The sequence below is a fragment of the Paracoccus sp. SSJ genome (assembly GCF_030234105.1).
In the GTDB taxonomy this organism is placed as follows: domain Bacteria; phylum Pseudomonadota; class Alphaproteobacteria; order Rhodobacterales; family Rhodobacteraceae; genus Paracoccus; species Paracoccus denitrificans.
In genome coordinates, this window is sequence record NZ_JASSPE010000028.1 from 1 (window position 1) to 15,511 (window position 15,511).

Sequence of the window (15,511 nt, forward strand, 5' to 3'; positions counted from 1 at the left end):
CATGCGACAGGCTCAGCCGCGCGGCGATGGGGGCCTGGCGGTTCTCGGGGAAATCCAGCTCGGCCTCGGCGACATGCACCGGCTCGGGCAGGATCTCGGTCAGGATCGACAGCGCGTTGATGCCGGGGTCGAAGACGCCCATGCCGCCGGCCTGAAAGATCCAGTCCTGGCCGGGATGCCATTTGCGCACGTCCTCGCGCCAGGTGATCCGGCCCTCGCGGATCACGCGGCCGGCCAGCCACGCCTTGGCCGCCGCCACCGCATGGGCCATGCGCGAATGCCAGCTGGCATACAGCGTCACGCCCTGCGCCTGCGCCAGATCGCGCAGGATATGCACCTCGGCCAGCGTCGCGCCGGGCGGCTTTTCCAGCATCAGGTGGCGGCCGGCGCGCAGCACCGCCTGCGCCGCCTGAAAGCGCGGCACGGGCGGCAGGCACAGGCTGACGGCACCGATGTCGGGGCGGGCCTCCAGCATGGCCTCGATGCGCGGGAAGGCCTCGACCCCATCGACCCGGCCGTGGCGGCTGACCGTCGCGGCCAGTTCCCAGTCCGGGCTGGAGGCCAGCGCCGGAACGTGCTGGTCCAGCGCGATCTTGCCGATGCCGACGAGCGCGATCCGCATCAGTGGCTGTCCTTTCCGACCGGGTTGCCGCGGCAGCCGCGCAGGAAATCCAGGTCCGCGCCGGTATCCGCGCCCATGACATGCTGCTGGTGCAGCCAGGCATAGCCGCTGGCAGGCTGGTCGGACAGCGGCTTCCACGCCGCCAGCCGCGCCGCCAGTTCCGCGTCCGAAATGTCCAGGTGCAGCCGGCGGTTCGGCACGTCCAGTTCGATCATGTCGCCGTCGCGGACCACGGCCAGCGGCCCGCCCGCCGCCGCCTCGGGCGAGGTATGCAGCACCACGGTGCCGTAAGCCGTCCCCGACATGCGCGCATCGGACACCCGCACCATGTCGGTGATGCCCTTGCGCAGCACCTTGGGCGGCAGGCCCATGTTGCCGACCTCGGCCATGCCGGGATAGCCCCTGGGGCCGCAGTTCTTCAGCACCATGACGCAGGTCTCGTCGATGTCCAGCGCCTCGTCCTCGATCCTGGCCTTGTAGTCGTCGATGTCCTCGAAGACGACCGCCCGGCCGCGATGCACCATCAGGTGCGGGCTGGCGGCCGAGGGCTTCAGCACCGCCCCGTTCGGCGCCAGGTTGCCGCGCAGTACAGCGATGCCGCCCTGGTCGGTCAGCGGCCGGTCGGCGGGCAGGATCACCTCCTCGTTCCAGTTCACCACCTCCTTGACCTCGTCCCAGATCGTGGCGCCGCTGACGGTCAGCGCGTCGCGGTGAAGCTGCCCGGCCTCGCCCAGCCGCTTGATGACCACCGGCAGGCCGCCGGCATGAAAGAATTCCTCCATCAGGTATTGGCCCGAGGGCATCAGGTTCACGATGGTCTTGACGTCGCGCCCCAGCCGGTCCCAGTCCGCCAGCGTCACATCGACCCCGACCCGGCCCGCCAGCGCCAGCAGGTGGATCACCGCGTTGGTCGAGCCGCCGATGGCGCCATTGGTGCGGATCGCGTTCTCGAAGGCCTGCTTGGTCAGGATGTCGCTGGGCTTCAGGTCGTCCCTGACCATCTGCACGATGCGCCGGCCCGACAGCTGCGCCATGGTGCGGCGGCGCGAATCCACCGCCGGGATCGCGGCATTGCCCGACAGCGCCATCCCCAGCGCCTCGGCCATGCTCGCCATGGTGCTGGCAGTGCCCATGGTGTTGCAGGTGCCCGAGGACCGCGACATGCTGGCCTCGGCCTCCAGGAACTCGGCCTGCGTCATCTCTCCCGCCTTCACGGCCTCGGAGAATTTCCACAGATGCGTGCCCGAGCCGATGCGCTCGCCCCGGAACCAGCCGTTCAGCATCGGCCCGCCGGTAACGACGATCGAGGGGATGTCGGTCGAGGCCGCCCCCATCAGCAGGCTGGGCGTGGTCTTGTCGCAGCCCACCAGCAGCACCGCCCCGTCGATGGGCTGGCCGCGGATCGTCTCTTCGATGGCCAGCGCCGCGAGGTTGCGAAACATCATCGCGGTCGGGCGGAAGGTGTTCTCGCTGGCCGAGAAAACCGGCACCTCGACCGGAAAGCCGCCGGCCTCCCAGACCCCCGCCTTCACCTTTTCCGCCAGCTCGCGCAGATGGCCGTTGCAGGGCGTCAGGTCCGACCAGGTGTTCAGGATGCCGATCACCGGGCGGCCGTCGAACAGGTCGTGCGGATAGCCCTGGTTCTTCATCCAGCCGCGGTGATAGATCGCGTCGCGCGAGGTGCCGCCATACCAGTGCTGCGAACGAAGCTGGCGCGGCCATGGGGCAGGGGTAAAGGACGGCGTGCTGGACATGGGCGACCTCTAGAGGGTGGCGACGGCGACCGGCGCCGCATCGTTGGGCATCTGGACCAGCGGGTTGCGCAGCGGCAGGCCGAGCGCGGGGGCCTCGATCTGGAACACGTCGCCCGGCCGGGCATGGACGCCGTCGGCAAAGGACAGCGTCGCCGTGCCGAAGAAATGCACATGCACGTCGCCCGGCTGCCGGAACAGCGGGTACTTGAAATGGTGGCGTTCCAGGTTGGCGATGCTGTGGCTCATGTTCGCCTCGCCCGACAGGAAGGGCCTTTCCCAAAGCACCGCCCCGTCGCGCAGGATGCGGCTGGTGCCCTCGACATGCTGCGGCAGATCGCCCAGCAGCATCTCGGGGCCATAGCTTGCCGGGCGCAGCTTGGAATGCGCGAGCCACAGGTAGTTGCCGCGCTCGGTCACATGGTCCGAGAACTCGTTGCCAAGCGCAAAGCCCAGGCGAAAGGGCGTGCCGTCCGGGCCGATCAGGTAGAGCCCGGCGATCTCGGGCTCCTCGCCCGCGTCCAGCGCGAAGTCGGGCGAGGCCAGCGCCGCGCCCGGCGCTGCCACCGCATGGCCGTTACCCTTGTAGAACCATTCCGGCTGCACGCCCACCTCGCCCGGGCGCGGCTTGCCGCCCTCCAGCCCCATGCGGAACATCTTCATGCTGTCGGTCAGCTCGCCCGCATCGGGCGCGCCATGCATCGCGTCCCGTGTCGCGGCCGAGCCCAGATGCGTGAGCCCGGTGCCGGTCAGATGCAGATGCGCCGGGTCGGGATGATCCACGGGCGGCAGAACCCGCCCCTCGGCAAGCGCAGCGGCCAGGTCCACCGCCGCGCCTTGGCCGCGGCGCGCCGCCTCGTCGGCCAGCCCGCGCCCGGCGGCGATGGCGGCCAGCGCCAGGGCGCGGGTGCTGTCCACGCCCGGAACCAGATGCGCGGCATCGCCGTCACGCAAGGCCACCGCACGGCCGCCATCCGGCAAAAGCAATTGCGACAAAAACATGGATCAGCCTTACATTCTCAGTTGGGGTGATGCGGTGACTGCAGCCCGTCCCAGTTGGCGGAACATGGAAAGATGATCGCCAATACAGTGGCGGCAACTCTGGATGACATGATTTCCTCTCCCTCGCAGCGCATGGCCGCGTCGACCCGGAGGGCCTAGCCAGCACGATAGCGAGTAATCTACATGATAATAAAATTACATTAATGCCATTCTGTATGCCTAGATTGGTATACCTTGTGCCTCTCCCGCAGCATGCTAATCACGTGGGGCTTCGGCTTGGGCATGGCGAGCACACGGTGGGAAAATGGCGTCGCCGGTTTGCCGAGCATCGGATTGAGGGGCTAACCGACCAATATCGCTCAGGGCGGCGGCCACGGACGGTATTGGATGCGCAGGTTGCAGGCTGCTGCCTCTCTGATCGCGGGTCTTCTAGGTTCCCACGGGACGCGGTTCCGGTGATGCCGTGCTCAGGACTGATGCCGACCATGTCGAGCACGCCAATGGGATGGGGAGGTCGGAATTGCATTGAACCAGCATAATGTTGGCGGCCACGGCGCCGGCCACGGACCGAAGCATGCACCCAGGTCGATCTCACACGAAGGCTGCCAAGCAGGAAAGCAGTCCATTTGATACACACATAAGACCGCGGCCCGGCGGCGCATTGCGCCTGCGCAAAACAACTTGACTGGGACAACCCCGTTACCGAAACTTGGAGCCTGGGAGAGATGGGGAGGTGCCACGGAAAGAGGCGTCTTAATCCTGTGAACAGCAGAACAAGCCGGCAAACTCTTGTGGCACACCAATTTGATGTTCCCGCAACATCGGTGACCTCCAACGGAGGAAGCTACGATCACCCGCCCGAAGTGCGGGCCGCCGCTTACAGATGTTCAAACCATTCGGCAGCATAGCCGCGCAGCGCTTCGGCGTGAGCGGGCATGAGGCGTGGCCTGCCTTGTTCGACCACCGCATCCGGCAGGCAGAGCAGAGCCGCACCGACGGATGTGCCGGTGGCTGAGGCCGCGGTTTCGACGCCCTCGCCGCACAAGGCCGACAGCATATCGAGAAAGTCGCCGTTTCGCGCGAAGGGCCCCTCGATGATCGTGGGCCCCTGCGCCCCGACCAGATCGAGGCAGGTCGCCGTCATCAGCGCCAGATACCAGGACAAGGCGACCATGCACTGCCCGTCGGTCGCCGGTCGGCGGGTCCATTCCATCTCGCGGCCTCGGAACGGGCCCGAGCCCGGCTCGACCGCCGGCAGGATCATCAGGCCGGCATCCAGCACGGCGGCGCGATCCCCGTCGGAGGGCTGGGCCGTGCTGCCGGCGCGGATGATCTCGAATTCGCGCCCGCCCATGAACCGGGCCGAGGGCACGGGTCGGCCAAGCGCGCTGACATTGACCAGGACGTCGCGCGCCGGATCCAGCCGTTCACCCGCGCCGCCCACCGCCATGGCCACCACCCAGGTGCCGGTCGAGACCACCGCGAAGGGCGCCTGCCGCGCCAGTACATGCGGGAAAAGCGAGGCGTTGCTGTCATGGATGCCGACCGCGACCGGGGTGCCGGCGGGAATGCCGGTCCAGCCCGCGACCTCGGGCGACAGCCCGCCCAGCACCTCGTTCGAGCGGCGCGCGGGCGCGAAGCGGCCGGCCAGCCCCAGCCGCTCGACCAGCGGCGAGAAACGGCCCTGCCACGGATCCCAGAGATCGGTGTGGCAACCGAGCGAGGTCATGTCCGAGGCCAGTTCGCCGGTCAGCCGCCAGCCCCAGTATTGCGGATAGGTCACGACATGCGCGACGCGCCCGGCAAGATCGGGATGGGCGGCCAGCAGCCAGTGAAGCTGCGCGCCGAGGTTCAGCCCCAGCGACAGCCGGGGCGAGCCGGTCAGCGCGAAATCCGGCCGGATCGCGTCATAGCGCGCCGCCAGCGCATCCGGCCCGGAATGCTCGTAATCCAGCATCGGCGCCGCCACGCGGCCCTGCCGGTCCAGCAGCACGGCCGCAGCGCCATGCGTGGTGATCGAGATCGCATCCACGCCATGCTCGGCCTGGAAGGCCCCCAGATGCGTCAGGAAGAACCGCCAATGCCCATCCAGATCGACATGAGGCCAGGGCGGGCCGGGCAAGGAACGGTTCGGGCGGGTGACGACGGCGATCTCGGCCAGCGTCCCGCCATCGACCAGCGCCAGCTTGGCATTGGTCTTGCCGATGTCGATGACGGCGACATGGGTCATGGCAGGTGGAACATCGGGATCAGAGGCACCGCCACCGGCTCGTCGTCGGGACGGGTTTCCATGATGTCGGCCATATGCGCCCACCAGCGCCGCACCACCGGATGCGCCGGCAGATCGTCCATGCCGTGATCGTCCGGGCGCCAGAGCACCGCGAAGAGCGCATCGGTTTCGGGGTCGAGATGGATCGAATAGTCCTGCACCCCCGCCTGCTTCAGCAAGACGACGAGTTCGGGCCAGATCGCGTCATGGCGGCGGCGGTATTCCTCGGCCATGCCGGGCTTCAGCATCATCCGGAAAGCATGTTTCTGCATCACCGCCTCCGCGCCATGGCCCAGAGCCGCGGGAGGGCGATGACCGAGATCAGCAGCGCGCCGGTGACGATGGACATGACGATGCCGGGAACGTTCAGCAGGCCGAGGCCGAAGGTCACCAGCCCCATCACCAGCGCCGCCAGCACCACGCCCAGGACGCTGCCCGAACCGCCCAGGATGCTGACCCCGCCCAGCACGACGATGGTCACCACTTCGAGCTCGAAACCGGCGGCGATCGAGGGCCGGGTCGAGCCCAGCCGCGAGGTCAGGCAGATCGCGGCGATGCCGCTCATCAGCCCGGTGAGCAGGAACAGGGCGAAGCGGACGCGCTCGACCCGGATGCCCGAGAAGCGCGCGGCGGTGGCGTTGTTGCCGATGGCATAGACCATGCGGCCGAAGCTGGTGCGGTGCAGCAGGATGCCGAAGACCAGCGCGGCCAGGGCGAAGATCACCAGCTCGACCGTGATGACCCAGAAGACATAGCCCTGCCCGAACCAGGCGAAGCTCTCGGGGTAGCCGGTGAAGGCGCCGTCGCCCAGCACGATATAACTGACGCCGCGAAACAGGCTCATCGTGCCGATGGTCACGACGATGGAGGGCAGGCCGAAGCCCGCGACCAGAAGCCCGTTGAAGGCCCCGCAAAGCAGACCCGTCCCCAGCCCAAGCAGGACCAGCACCGGGGTCGGGGCGCCCGCCGTCATCGCCAGGCCCATCACCGTCGAGGCCAGCGCGATGATCGCACCCACGGAAAGGTCGATCTCGCCGGCGACGATCAGCATGGCCATGGCGAAGGCGATCATCGCCTTTTCGGTGAAGTTGAAGCTGGCGTCCGACAGGTTCCACGGATCGAGGAAATAGGGCGAGGCCAGCGCGTTCAGGATGAAGATGGCGATGGCGACGACCAGCAGCAGCGCCTCCCAGCTTTTCAGCGCGCGCGCGGCGGGACTGCTCAGGCGGTCGGGAATGTGGCGTCCGTTGATCGCGGTGGTCATGTCCGATGCTCCGCCTGTTTCAGGATGATGCGGCCGGGATCGCGGCGGCTGGCCGCGTTGAAGGCGATGGCCAGAAGGATCGCGCTTCCCGAGATCGCCATCTGCCAGAAGGGCGAGATGCCGACGACCGGCAGCGCGTTCTTGATGATGCCCAGGAACAGCGCGCCCATGACCGCCCCGGCGACCGAGCCCGCGCCGCCCGCGATCGCGATGCCCCCGATCACGCAGGCCGCGACCACGTCAAGCTCGAACCCCGCGGCGATGTCGACATAGGCCACGGCATAGCGCGCGACCCAGAGATAGCCGGTCAGCCCGGCCAGCGCGCCGGAAAGCACGAAGGCCGCGCATTGCGTGCGCCCGACCGAGATGCCGGTATAGACCGCAGCATGGGGATTGCCGCCGACCGCGTAGAAGGCACGGCCCAACGGCGTCCGCGTCAGCAGCAGCGCCATGGCCGCGATGCCGGCAAGGCCGATCCAGGCCATGACCGGCAGGCCCAGGACGACGGTGCGGGGGAAGGCCTTGAACGCATCGCTCATCTGATGGGCGTTGATCCAGGCGCCGCCGGTCATCAGGAAGATCGAGCCGCGATAGATCGTCATCGTGCCCAGCGTGACGACGATGGACGGAATGCCCAGCCGCCAGACCAGCAGCCCGTTCACCGCCCCCAGCGCCGCGCCCAGCAGGACCACCGCCAGCAGGATCACCGGCAAGGGCACCCCGGCCCCGTTCATCAGCGCCGCGACCATGCCGCACAGCGCCAGGTTGGCCGCGACCGACAGGTCGATGCATTTCGTCAGGATCACCGCCATCTGACCCAGCGCCAGCAGGATCAGCGGCGAGGTATCGGTCAGCACCCGCGCCAGGTTGCGCGGCGCGACGAAGCCGGGAAAGCGGCTGGCGATGGCGGCCAGCAGCGCCAGAATGGCCAGGGCCAGGATCGTCTCGCGCGATTTCAGCATGCTCATGCGGCTTCTCCTTCGCCGGGACGCGGGGCATCGCGGTCCAGGCCGACGGCGGCACGCACCAGGTTTTCCGGCGTCATCCGCTCGCCTGCGAACTCGCCGGCGATGCGGCCCTCGCGCATGACGATCACCCGGTCGGACATGCCCAGCACTTCGGGGATCTCGCTGCTGACCATGATCACCGATAGGCCTTGGCTGGCCAGTTCGGACATGAAGTCATGCACCGCCGCCTTGGAGCCGATGTCGATGCCCTTGGTCGGCTCGTCCAGGATGATGACGCGCGGACGTGTGGCCAGCCATTTGGCGATGACAACCTTTTGCTGGTTGCCGCCCGACAGCAAAGCCACATCCTGATCGAGGCTCGCCGCCCGCAGGTCCAGCCGCTGGGTGTATTCGCGGGCCAGCGCGAATTCCTCGGTCAGGCGCAGGAAGCCCGCTCGGCTGGTGCGCGCCAGCGACGGCAGGGTGACGTTCTGAAAGATGGGCAGCCCCTTGACGGCGCCCTGCCGGCCGCGATCCTCGGGGACATAGACGATGCCGGCCTCAACCGCCTGCGCGGTCGAGCGGATGACCCGCACCTTGCCCTCGATCCGGCAGGCGCCTTTCGAGGGCCGGGTGATGCCGAACAGCGCCTGCATCACTTCGGAGCGCCCGGCGCCGACCAGGCCGTAAAAGCCCAGGATCTCGCCGCGATGCAGGGTGAAGGTGATGTCCGCGAACTCGGTCGGGTGGCTGTAGCCGGCGACGGTCAGCACCGGTTCGCCGATCCGAGCCGGACGCTTGGGATAGATCTGGTCGACCGAGCGACCGACCATCATGCGCACCAGATCGGCTTCGGTCACATCCTGCATCAGCCCGTGGTCGACGAACTGGCCGTCGCGGAACACGGTCCAGCGGTCGGCGATGCGGAAGATCTCGTCGAACTTATGGCTGATGAACAGGATGGCCTTGCCCTGCGCCTTGAGCTTCTCCACCAGGTCGTAAAGTTCGGCGATCTCCTTGTGCGACAGCGCGGCGGTCGGCTCGTCCATGATGACGACGCGGGCGTCGATGGACAGGGCGCGGGCGATGGCGACCAGGTGCTTGCTGGCGATACCCAGATCGCGCAGCCGCACAGTGGGGTTCAGATCGGCGCCGATGCCTTCCAGGATGGCGCGGGCACGCTCGCGCATGGCGCGCCGGTCGATCAGGCCCCAGCGGTTGCGGGGCGCATGGCCGATAAAGATGTTCTCGGCCACCGTCAACTCGTCGAAGAGCACGGTTTCCTGATGGATCGCGGTCACGCCCGCCTCGCCCGCAGCCTGGGCGGTAGGAAAGGCGACAGGCCGGCCATCCACCAGGATCTCGCCCTCGTCGGGCTGGTAGATGCCGGTCAGGATCTTGACGATGGTGGACTTGCCCGCACCGTTCTCGCCGATCAGCGCGGTCACCTGGCCAGAATAGAGGTCGAGTTGCACGCCACCAAGCGCACGCACTCCGGGAAAGGTCTTGACGATGCCGCGCAGCGACAGCACCGTGGCTGCGCCGTCCTGCGGCCGATACTCAGCCTGCATGATAACATCCTTTGAGGCAGGGATCCCCGGTGCGTCCTGCGCGCCGGGGCAGCGTTCCGGCGATCAGAAGATCGAGCTGAATTGGTCGATGTTGCCGGCATCGTAGACGAAGGGATCGGCCATGGCGGCCTCGGTGTTCTCGTCCAGCGTGATCTCGCCCATGCGGCCGATCGGGATGGTCGCGCCCGGCTCGGCCTTGGCATCGCCCTTGGCCAGGTGATAGGCGGCCATGGTCGCCGAATAGCCCAGGTCGATGGGGTTCCAGATCGCGAAGCTTTCCGAGACCCCCGACTTGACATGACCGGCCATTTCCGACGGCAGGCCGAGGCCGGTCACGTTCACCTGGCCGATCTTGCCAGCATCGGTGGCCGCCTGCGCCGCAGCGACGATGCCCACCGAGGTCGGCGCGATGATCGCCTTGAGATTCGGATAGGTCTGCATCAGGCCCTGCGCCTCACGATAGGACTTGTCAGCCAGGTCGTCGCCATAGACCGTCCCCACCACCTTTACGTTCGGATAGTCGCCCGCGACCTTGTTCATCTCGGCGATCCAGGTGTTCTGGTTGGTCGAGGTGGTGGTGGCCGAAAGCACCGCGACCTCGCCGCCCTCGGGGGGCAGGTGATCGGCGGCCAGCTTGATGATCGTATTGCCGATCAGCGGTGCGGAGGACGGGTTCAGCTGCATCTGCCGGCCCGCCGGCGCGACGCCGGAATCCCAGCTGATGACGGTGATGCCGCGCTGCATGGCCTTTTTCAGGGTGGGCACCAGCGCATCGGTGTCATTGGCGCTGATGGCGATGGCATCGACCCTTTGCGCGATCAGGCTGTTGATGACCTCAATCTGACCCTCGGCGGTGGTGTCGGTCGGGCCGGTATAGATGATCTCGACATCGCCGAGTTCTCGCGCAGCCTCTTGGGCGCCCTTGTTGGCCGCCTCGAAAAAGCCGATGCCAAGCGCCTTGGCGACCAGCGCGATGCGCAGGTTCTCGGCTTGGGCGGCGCCGGTCATCAGCACGCCGGCGACTGCGGCGGTGGTCAGGATCTTGCTCAGAATGCTCATGTCTTCCTCCCCTATGAGCGATGTCGCGCCTTACTCCTCGGCGCGTTTCTTCCGGTTTGAAGCCGCTGCCGCCTCGACCACGATCAGGCGGATATCGGCCGCCTCCAGCATCTTGGCGGCGCGATCCTCGATTCCGTCATCGGTGATGACGGTGTGGATGCGTGTCAGCGGGCAAAGCAGCAGGCTGGAGCGCTGGCGAAACTTCGAGCTGTCGGCCAGCACCACCAACTCGTCAGCCTGGTCGATCAGCTTCTGCTCGGCCTGGACCAGCAGCGGATCACCCTCCATCAACCCCAGCGGCCCCAGGCCACGGCAACCCATGAACATCAGCCGGGCATAGAAGTGGTTGCTGCCGTCCTCGTCGAAGGGCGACAGGATGATGTTCTGTTCGCGATAGATGGCGCCCGCCGGAACCAGCACGGTGTTCTTGGAATGCTTGAGCAGGTGCTCGGCAATAGGAAAGCTGTTGGTAAAGACCTGCAGGCGTCGGGTGGACAGCGGATGCACCATCTGGAAGGTGGTCGTTCCACCGTTGATGATGATGGCATCGCCATCCTGGCACAGTTCGACCGCCGCTTGGGCGATTGCGCGTTTCTGAGCGATATTGATCGTCTGATCGACCGCAAAGGGCCGTGCATTGATCCCGACGAATTGCGGCGGCGCAATGGCCTCGGCGCCGCCACGCACCCGCCGCAGCTTCTTGCCGACATGCAGCTGGGCGATGTCGCGCCGCACCGTCGCCTCTGATGCGCCGGTCAGCGCACAGAGATCGGCAACGGTAACGACCGGCCGCTCCTGCACGGCGGACAGAATGATGCGGTGACGTTCGGTTTCCAGCATGTCTCACTCCCTTGGCGACTCAGTTTCCATCAATTTCGCGCATTGTCAATCATTTTTAAGCGTATGCAGCGTTCATATGGCGTTTATTGATCGAGATTGATTGAAAATGATTGACTTTGAGGCGGACGCAAGGTTATGCGTCTCCTGACCGCGCGGCAACCGCCGCCCGAAAGGGGAGGATCGCATGACCATGACCATGACAATGACCGCCAACCGATTGGAAAACCTGTGGGACGACGCCAAGGCTGCGCCCATGAGCGAATCGGAAAAGCTGCTCTATCGCTCGAACCTGCTCGGGTCGGACAAGCGCGTCACCAATTACGGTGGCGGCAACACCTCGGCCAAGGTGATCGAGACCGATCCACTGACCGGCGAATCCGTCGAGGTGCTTTGGGTCAAGGGCTCGGGCGGTGATATCGGCTCGATGAAGATAGATGGCTTCGCCACGCTCTATATGAGCCGGCTGCACGCGCTGAAGGGCAAGTATCGCGGCCCCGCGCATGAGGACGAGATGGTCGGCTGCCTGCCCCACTGCACCTTCGGTCTGAACCCGCGCGCCGCCTCGATCGACACGCCGCTGCACGCCTATGTGCCCCGTCGCCACGTTGACCACGTGCATTCCGACGCGATCATCGCCATCGCCGCCTCGGTCAATTCGAAAGAACTGACAGCCGAGATCTTCGGCAACGAGATCGGTTGGCTGCCTTGGAAAAAGCCGGGCTATGAGCTGGGTCTGTGGCTGGAGAAGCTGGCGACCGAGAACCCGAAGATGCGCGGCGCGGTGCTGGAAAGCCACGGGCTTTTCACCTGGGCGGATGATGCCAAGGACTGCTATCTGACCACACTGGAGATCATCAACAAGGCCGCCGCCTGGCTGGAGGGAAAGACCGCGGGCAAGCCTGCCTTCGGTGGGGCGAAGGTTCCCACGCTGCCCGAAGCAGAACGTCGCAACATCGCGGCCCGGCTGATGCCGGTGATTCGCGGCCTGATCTCGAAAGAGCGTTACAAGGTCGGCCATTTCGACGACCAGCCCGCGGTCCTGGACTTTGTCGGCTCGAATGCGCTTGAAACCCTTGCGCCCCTGGGCACCTCCTGCCCGGACCATTTCCTGCGCACCAAGATCCGGCCGCTGGTCGTGGATTTCGACCCCGCCAACCCGGACCTGGACGCGACCATCGCCGGCCTTGAAAAGGCCGTCGCCGATTACCGCGCCGATTACACCGCCTATTACGACCGCTGCAAGCACCCCGACAGCCCCGCGCTGCGCGACCCCAATGCCGTGGTCTACCTGGTGCCGGGCGTCGGCATGATCACCTTTGCGCTGGACAAGGCCACGGCGCGCATCTCGGCCGAGTTCTACGTCAACGCCATCAACGTGATGCGCGGGGCCAGCGCGGTGTCCACCTATCAGGGCCTGCCCGAGCAGGAAGCCTTCGACATCGAATACTGGCTGCTGGAGGAGGCGAAGCTGCAGCGGCTGCCAAAGCCGAAATCGCTGGCCGGGCGGGTGGCGCTGGTCACCGGCGGCGCGGGCGGCATCGGCGCCGCCACGGCCGAGCGTTTCCTGCGCGAAGGCGCCTGCGTGATGCTGGCCGATATCGATGCCGATGCCCTCAGGCGCGCGCATGACGGGCTGGCCGGCAGCTTCGGCCCCGACGCGATCCGCTCGGTTTCGGTGAACGTCACCGACGAGAACCAGGTCGCAAGCGCCTATGCCGAAACGGCGGTCGAGTTCGGCGGCATCGACATCCTGGTCTCGAATGCCGGGATCGCCTCTTCGGCCCGGGTCGAGGAAACCTCGCTGGCGTTGTGGAACAAGAACATGGACATCCTTTCCACCGGCTATTTCCTGGTCTCGCGCGAGGCGTTTCGCCTGTTCCGCATCCAGAAGATCGGCGGCTCGGTGATCTTCGTCGCCTCCAAGAACGGTCTGGCGGCCAGCCCCAATGCCAGCGCCTATTGCACCGCCAAGGCGGCCGAGATCCATCTGGCCCGCTGCCTGGCCCTGGAGGGGGCCGAGGCGGGGATCCGCGTCAACGTGGTGAACCCCGACGCCGTGCTGCGCGGCTCGCGCATCTGGGAGGGCGAGTGGCTGGACCAGCGCGCCTCGACCTATGGCACCGACAAGGAGGGGCTCGAGGAGATGTACCGCCAGCGGTCGATGCTGAAACGCTCGGTCCTGCCCGAGGACATTGCCGAGGCCGCCTATTTCCTTGCCAGCGACCTTTCCGCGAAATCGACCGGCAATATCCTGAACGTGGACGCCGGCAACGTCCAGGCTTTCACCCGGTGACGACCATGATCGAGAAATCCGTGATCGAGGCGGAAAACGCCGCCCGCGAGGCCGATCTGCAGGCCGATTACCAGGCCCTTGGCGCTCGTCTTGCGCGCCGGGGCGTCGATATCGAGGCGTTGACCGCCCGTGCCATGTCCTTCGGCGTCGCCGTTCCCAGCTGGGGGACCGGCACCGGCGGCACCCGCTTCGCCCGGTTTCCGGGCGAGGGCGAGCCGCGCGGCATCATGGACAAGCTGGACGATTGCGGCACCATCCACCAACTGACCGCTGCGACGCCTCGGGTCAGCCTGCATATCCCCTGGGACAAGGAAGACCCGGCGCTGCTGCGCGAAAAGGCCGAGGAGGTCGGGCTGGGCTTCGACGCCATGAACTCGAACACCTTCCAGGACCAGCCTGGGCAGGCGCGCAGCTACAAGTTCGGCTCGCTCAGCCATACCGACCCGGAGACGCGCCGGCAGGCGGTCGAGCACAACCTGGAATGCATCGAGATCGGCCGGGCCATCGGATCCAGGGCGCTGACCGTCTGGATCGGCGACGGCTCGAACTTTCCCGGCCAGACCTCGCTGTCGCGGCAGTTCGACCGCTATCTCGACTCGATGAAGGCGATCTATGCCGGGCTGCCCGAGGACTGGCGGATCTTTTCCGAGCACAAGATCTATGAACCGGCCTTCTATTCGACCGTGGTGCAGGACTGGGGCACCAGCCTGATGACCGCGCAGGAACTGGGCCCGCAGGCGCAATGCCTGGTGGACCTGGGCCATCACGCCCCGAACGTCAATATCGAGATGATCGTGGCGCGGCTGGTGCGGGCCGGCAAGCTGGGCGGCTTCCATTTCAACGACAGCAAATATGGCGACGACGACCTGGACAGCGGCACCATCGAGCCCTTCCGCCTGTTCCTGGTCTTCAACGAACTGGTCGAGCTGGAGAACACGCCCGGCCTCGACCTGGCCCATATGATCGACCAGAGCCACAATGTCACCGATCCGATCGAAAGCCTGATCGTCTCGGCCGGCGAGATCCAGCGCGCCTTCGTGCAGGCTTCGCTGGTCGACCGCCCGGCGCTGGAGGGCTTCCGGGCGGAGAACGATGCGCTGATGGCTGCGTCGGCATTGCGGACGGCCTTCCGCACCGATGTCGAGCCGATCCTGCAAATGGCGCGGCTGCGCGCCGGCGCGGCGATCGATCCAGTCGCAACCTTCCGTGCCTCGCGCTATCGCGCGCGGGTCGCCGCCGAGAGGCCCAGAACGGCATCCGGGGGCGGAGGCATCGTCTGAGCCAAGACCATCAAGCCTCGCCAACGGTGGTATTTCGAAAGCACCGGGCACGTCATAGGAAGCAATTGATCCGCCGCATCACATTCCTCCCAAATGACGGGTCCGCGACCCGACGCCTACGCCTTTCAACGGGCTCAGATGGCGAGAACGGCGATCTTGCGGACGGCCTGGGCGGCCTCCGCGCTCTTCTTCACGAAATGGGCATGGAAGAATGCGCGATGCTCGTCATTCGGCTGGAAATGGTGCGGGGTAAGGCTGACCAAAAAACCGGCACCCCCGTTTCCATCTGCGCCTGCATCAACCCGGACACCACCGCTTGCGCCACGAAATCATTGGCCTGCTCAGGCCCATGAGCGGGACCTGCCGGGTTGCGCCTAGCCTCAGCACCGCCTATCTGCCGCAACTGTCGGAACTCGACCGCAGCTTTCCTGCCCGGGTGAAGGATCTCGTCGCGCTCGGCCTGTGGCAGAAGCGGGGCCTGCTGGGCCGCCACCGCCCCGCAGACAGGCAGGCGATCGCTGCGGCCCTGCGCGCGGTCGGGCTGCGGGGTTTCGACTCCCGGCCCCTCGATTCGCTCTCGGGCGGACAGTTGCAGCGCGCCCTGTTCGCCCGG

At 66.6% G+C, this 15,511-nt stretch carries 12 protein-coding genes and 2 pseudogenes; 3 read left to right on the forward strand and 11 right to left on the reverse strand.

The window, feature by feature from the left end:
* The 10 genes from QPR87_RS20850 to QPR87_RS20900 all read right to left on the reverse strand — a co-directional run.
* Window positions 1–622, reverse strand: a 622-nt coding sequence (locus QPR87_RS20850) for a Gfo/Idh/MocA family protein (protein ID WP_285051204.1), incomplete at its 3' end; no start/stop codon positions are given.
* Window positions 622–2,376, reverse strand: a complete 1,755-nt coding sequence (gene araD, locus QPR87_RS20855) for an L-arabinonate dehydratase (protein WP_285051205.1) — start codon at window positions 2,374–2,376, stop codon at window positions 622–624. The genes araD and QPR87_RS20850, both read right to left, overlap by 1 nt.
* 9 nt (window positions 2,377–2,385) lie before the next feature.
* Window positions 2,386–3,375: an AraD1 family protein gene (gene araD1, locus QPR87_RS20860; protein WP_285051206.1), complete on the reverse strand. Its 990-nt coding sequence runs from the start codon at window positions 3,373–3,375 to the stop codon at window positions 2,386–2,388.
* Between the two features lie 877 nt (window positions 3,376–4,252).
* Window positions 4,253–5,605, reverse strand: a complete 1,353-nt coding sequence (locus QPR87_RS20870; RefSeq protein WP_285051207.1) for an FGGY-family carbohydrate kinase — start codon at window positions 5,603–5,605, stop codon at window positions 4,253–4,255.
* Window positions 5,602–5,916, reverse strand: coding sequence for an L-rhamnose mutarotase (locus QPR87_RS20875; RefSeq protein ID WP_285051208.1), 315 nt, complete (start codon window positions 5,914–5,916; stop codon window positions 5,602–5,604). Before QPR87_RS20875 ends, QPR87_RS20870 begins: the two co-directional genes overlap by 4 nt.
* The gene (locus tag QPR87_RS20880) at window positions 5,916–6,908 is read right to left on the reverse strand and encodes an ABC transporter permease (RefSeq protein ID WP_285051209.1); all 993 of its coding nucleotides are present in this window, start codon (window positions 6,906–6,908) and stop codon (window positions 5,916–5,918) included. Before QPR87_RS20880 ends, QPR87_RS20875 begins: the two co-directional genes overlap by 1 nt.
* Complete coding sequence (locus tag QPR87_RS20885; protein WP_285051210.1) at window positions 6,905–7,876, reverse strand: ABC transporter permease; 972 nt, start codon at window positions 7,874–7,876, stop codon at window positions 6,905–6,907. Before QPR87_RS20885 ends, QPR87_RS20880 begins: the two co-directional genes overlap by 4 nt.
* Window positions 7,873–9,426 carry a sugar ABC transporter ATP-binding protein gene (locus QPR87_RS20890; RefSeq protein WP_285051211.1) on the reverse strand — a complete coding sequence of 518 codons (1,554 nt, stop codon included), beginning with the start codon at window positions 9,424–9,426 and terminating at the stop codon, window positions 7,873–7,875. The genes QPR87_RS20885 and QPR87_RS20890 overlap by 4 nt, the downstream gene beginning before the upstream one ends.
* Window positions 9,427–9,489: 63 nt before the next feature.
* Complete coding sequence (rhaS, locus tag QPR87_RS20895; protein ID WP_285051212.1) at window positions 9,490–10,485, reverse strand: rhamnose ABC transporter substrate-binding protein; 996 nt, start codon at window positions 10,483–10,485, stop codon at window positions 9,490–9,492.
* A gap of 30 nt (window positions 10,486–10,515) precedes the next feature.
* Window positions 10,516–11,325, reverse strand: coding sequence for a DeoR/GlpR family DNA-binding transcription regulator (locus QPR87_RS20900; protein WP_285051213.1), 810 nt, complete (start codon window positions 11,323–11,325; stop codon window positions 10,516–10,518).
* Window positions 11,326–11,515: 190 nt separating this feature from the next.
* Here QPR87_RS20900 and QPR87_RS20905 point away from each other — a divergent pair, with 190 nt between their 5' ends.
* Together QPR87_RS20905 and rhaI are read left to right on the forward strand one after the other, a co-directional pair.
* Window positions 11,516–13,618 (forward strand): bifunctional rhamnulose-1-phosphate aldolase/short-chain dehydrogenase, encoded by a 2,103-nt coding sequence (locus QPR87_RS20905; protein WP_502921632.1) that lies wholly within the window; start codon window positions 11,516–11,518, stop codon window positions 13,616–13,618.
* 5 nt (window positions 13,619–13,623) lie between these two features.
* Complete coding sequence (gene rhaI, locus QPR87_RS20910; protein WP_285051214.1) at window positions 13,624–14,898, forward strand: L-rhamnose catabolism isomerase; 1,275 nt, start codon at window positions 13,624–13,626, stop codon at window positions 14,896–14,898.
* Window positions 14,899–15,032: 134 nt separating this feature from the next.
* Here rhaI and QPR87_RS20915 read toward each other — a convergent pair.
* Window positions 15,033–15,232: pseudogene (locus QPR87_RS20915) on the reverse strand (6,7-dimethyl-8-ribityllumazine synthase); the annotation flags it as partial.
* Between the two features lie 15 nt (window positions 15,233–15,247).
* Here QPR87_RS20915 and QPR87_RS20920 point away from each other — a divergent pair.
* A pseudogene (locus tag QPR87_RS20920) lies at window positions 15,248–15,499 on the forward strand (zinc ABC transporter ATP-binding protein AztA); the annotation flags it as partial.
* Between the last annotated feature and the right edge of the window lie 12 nt (window positions 15,500–15,511).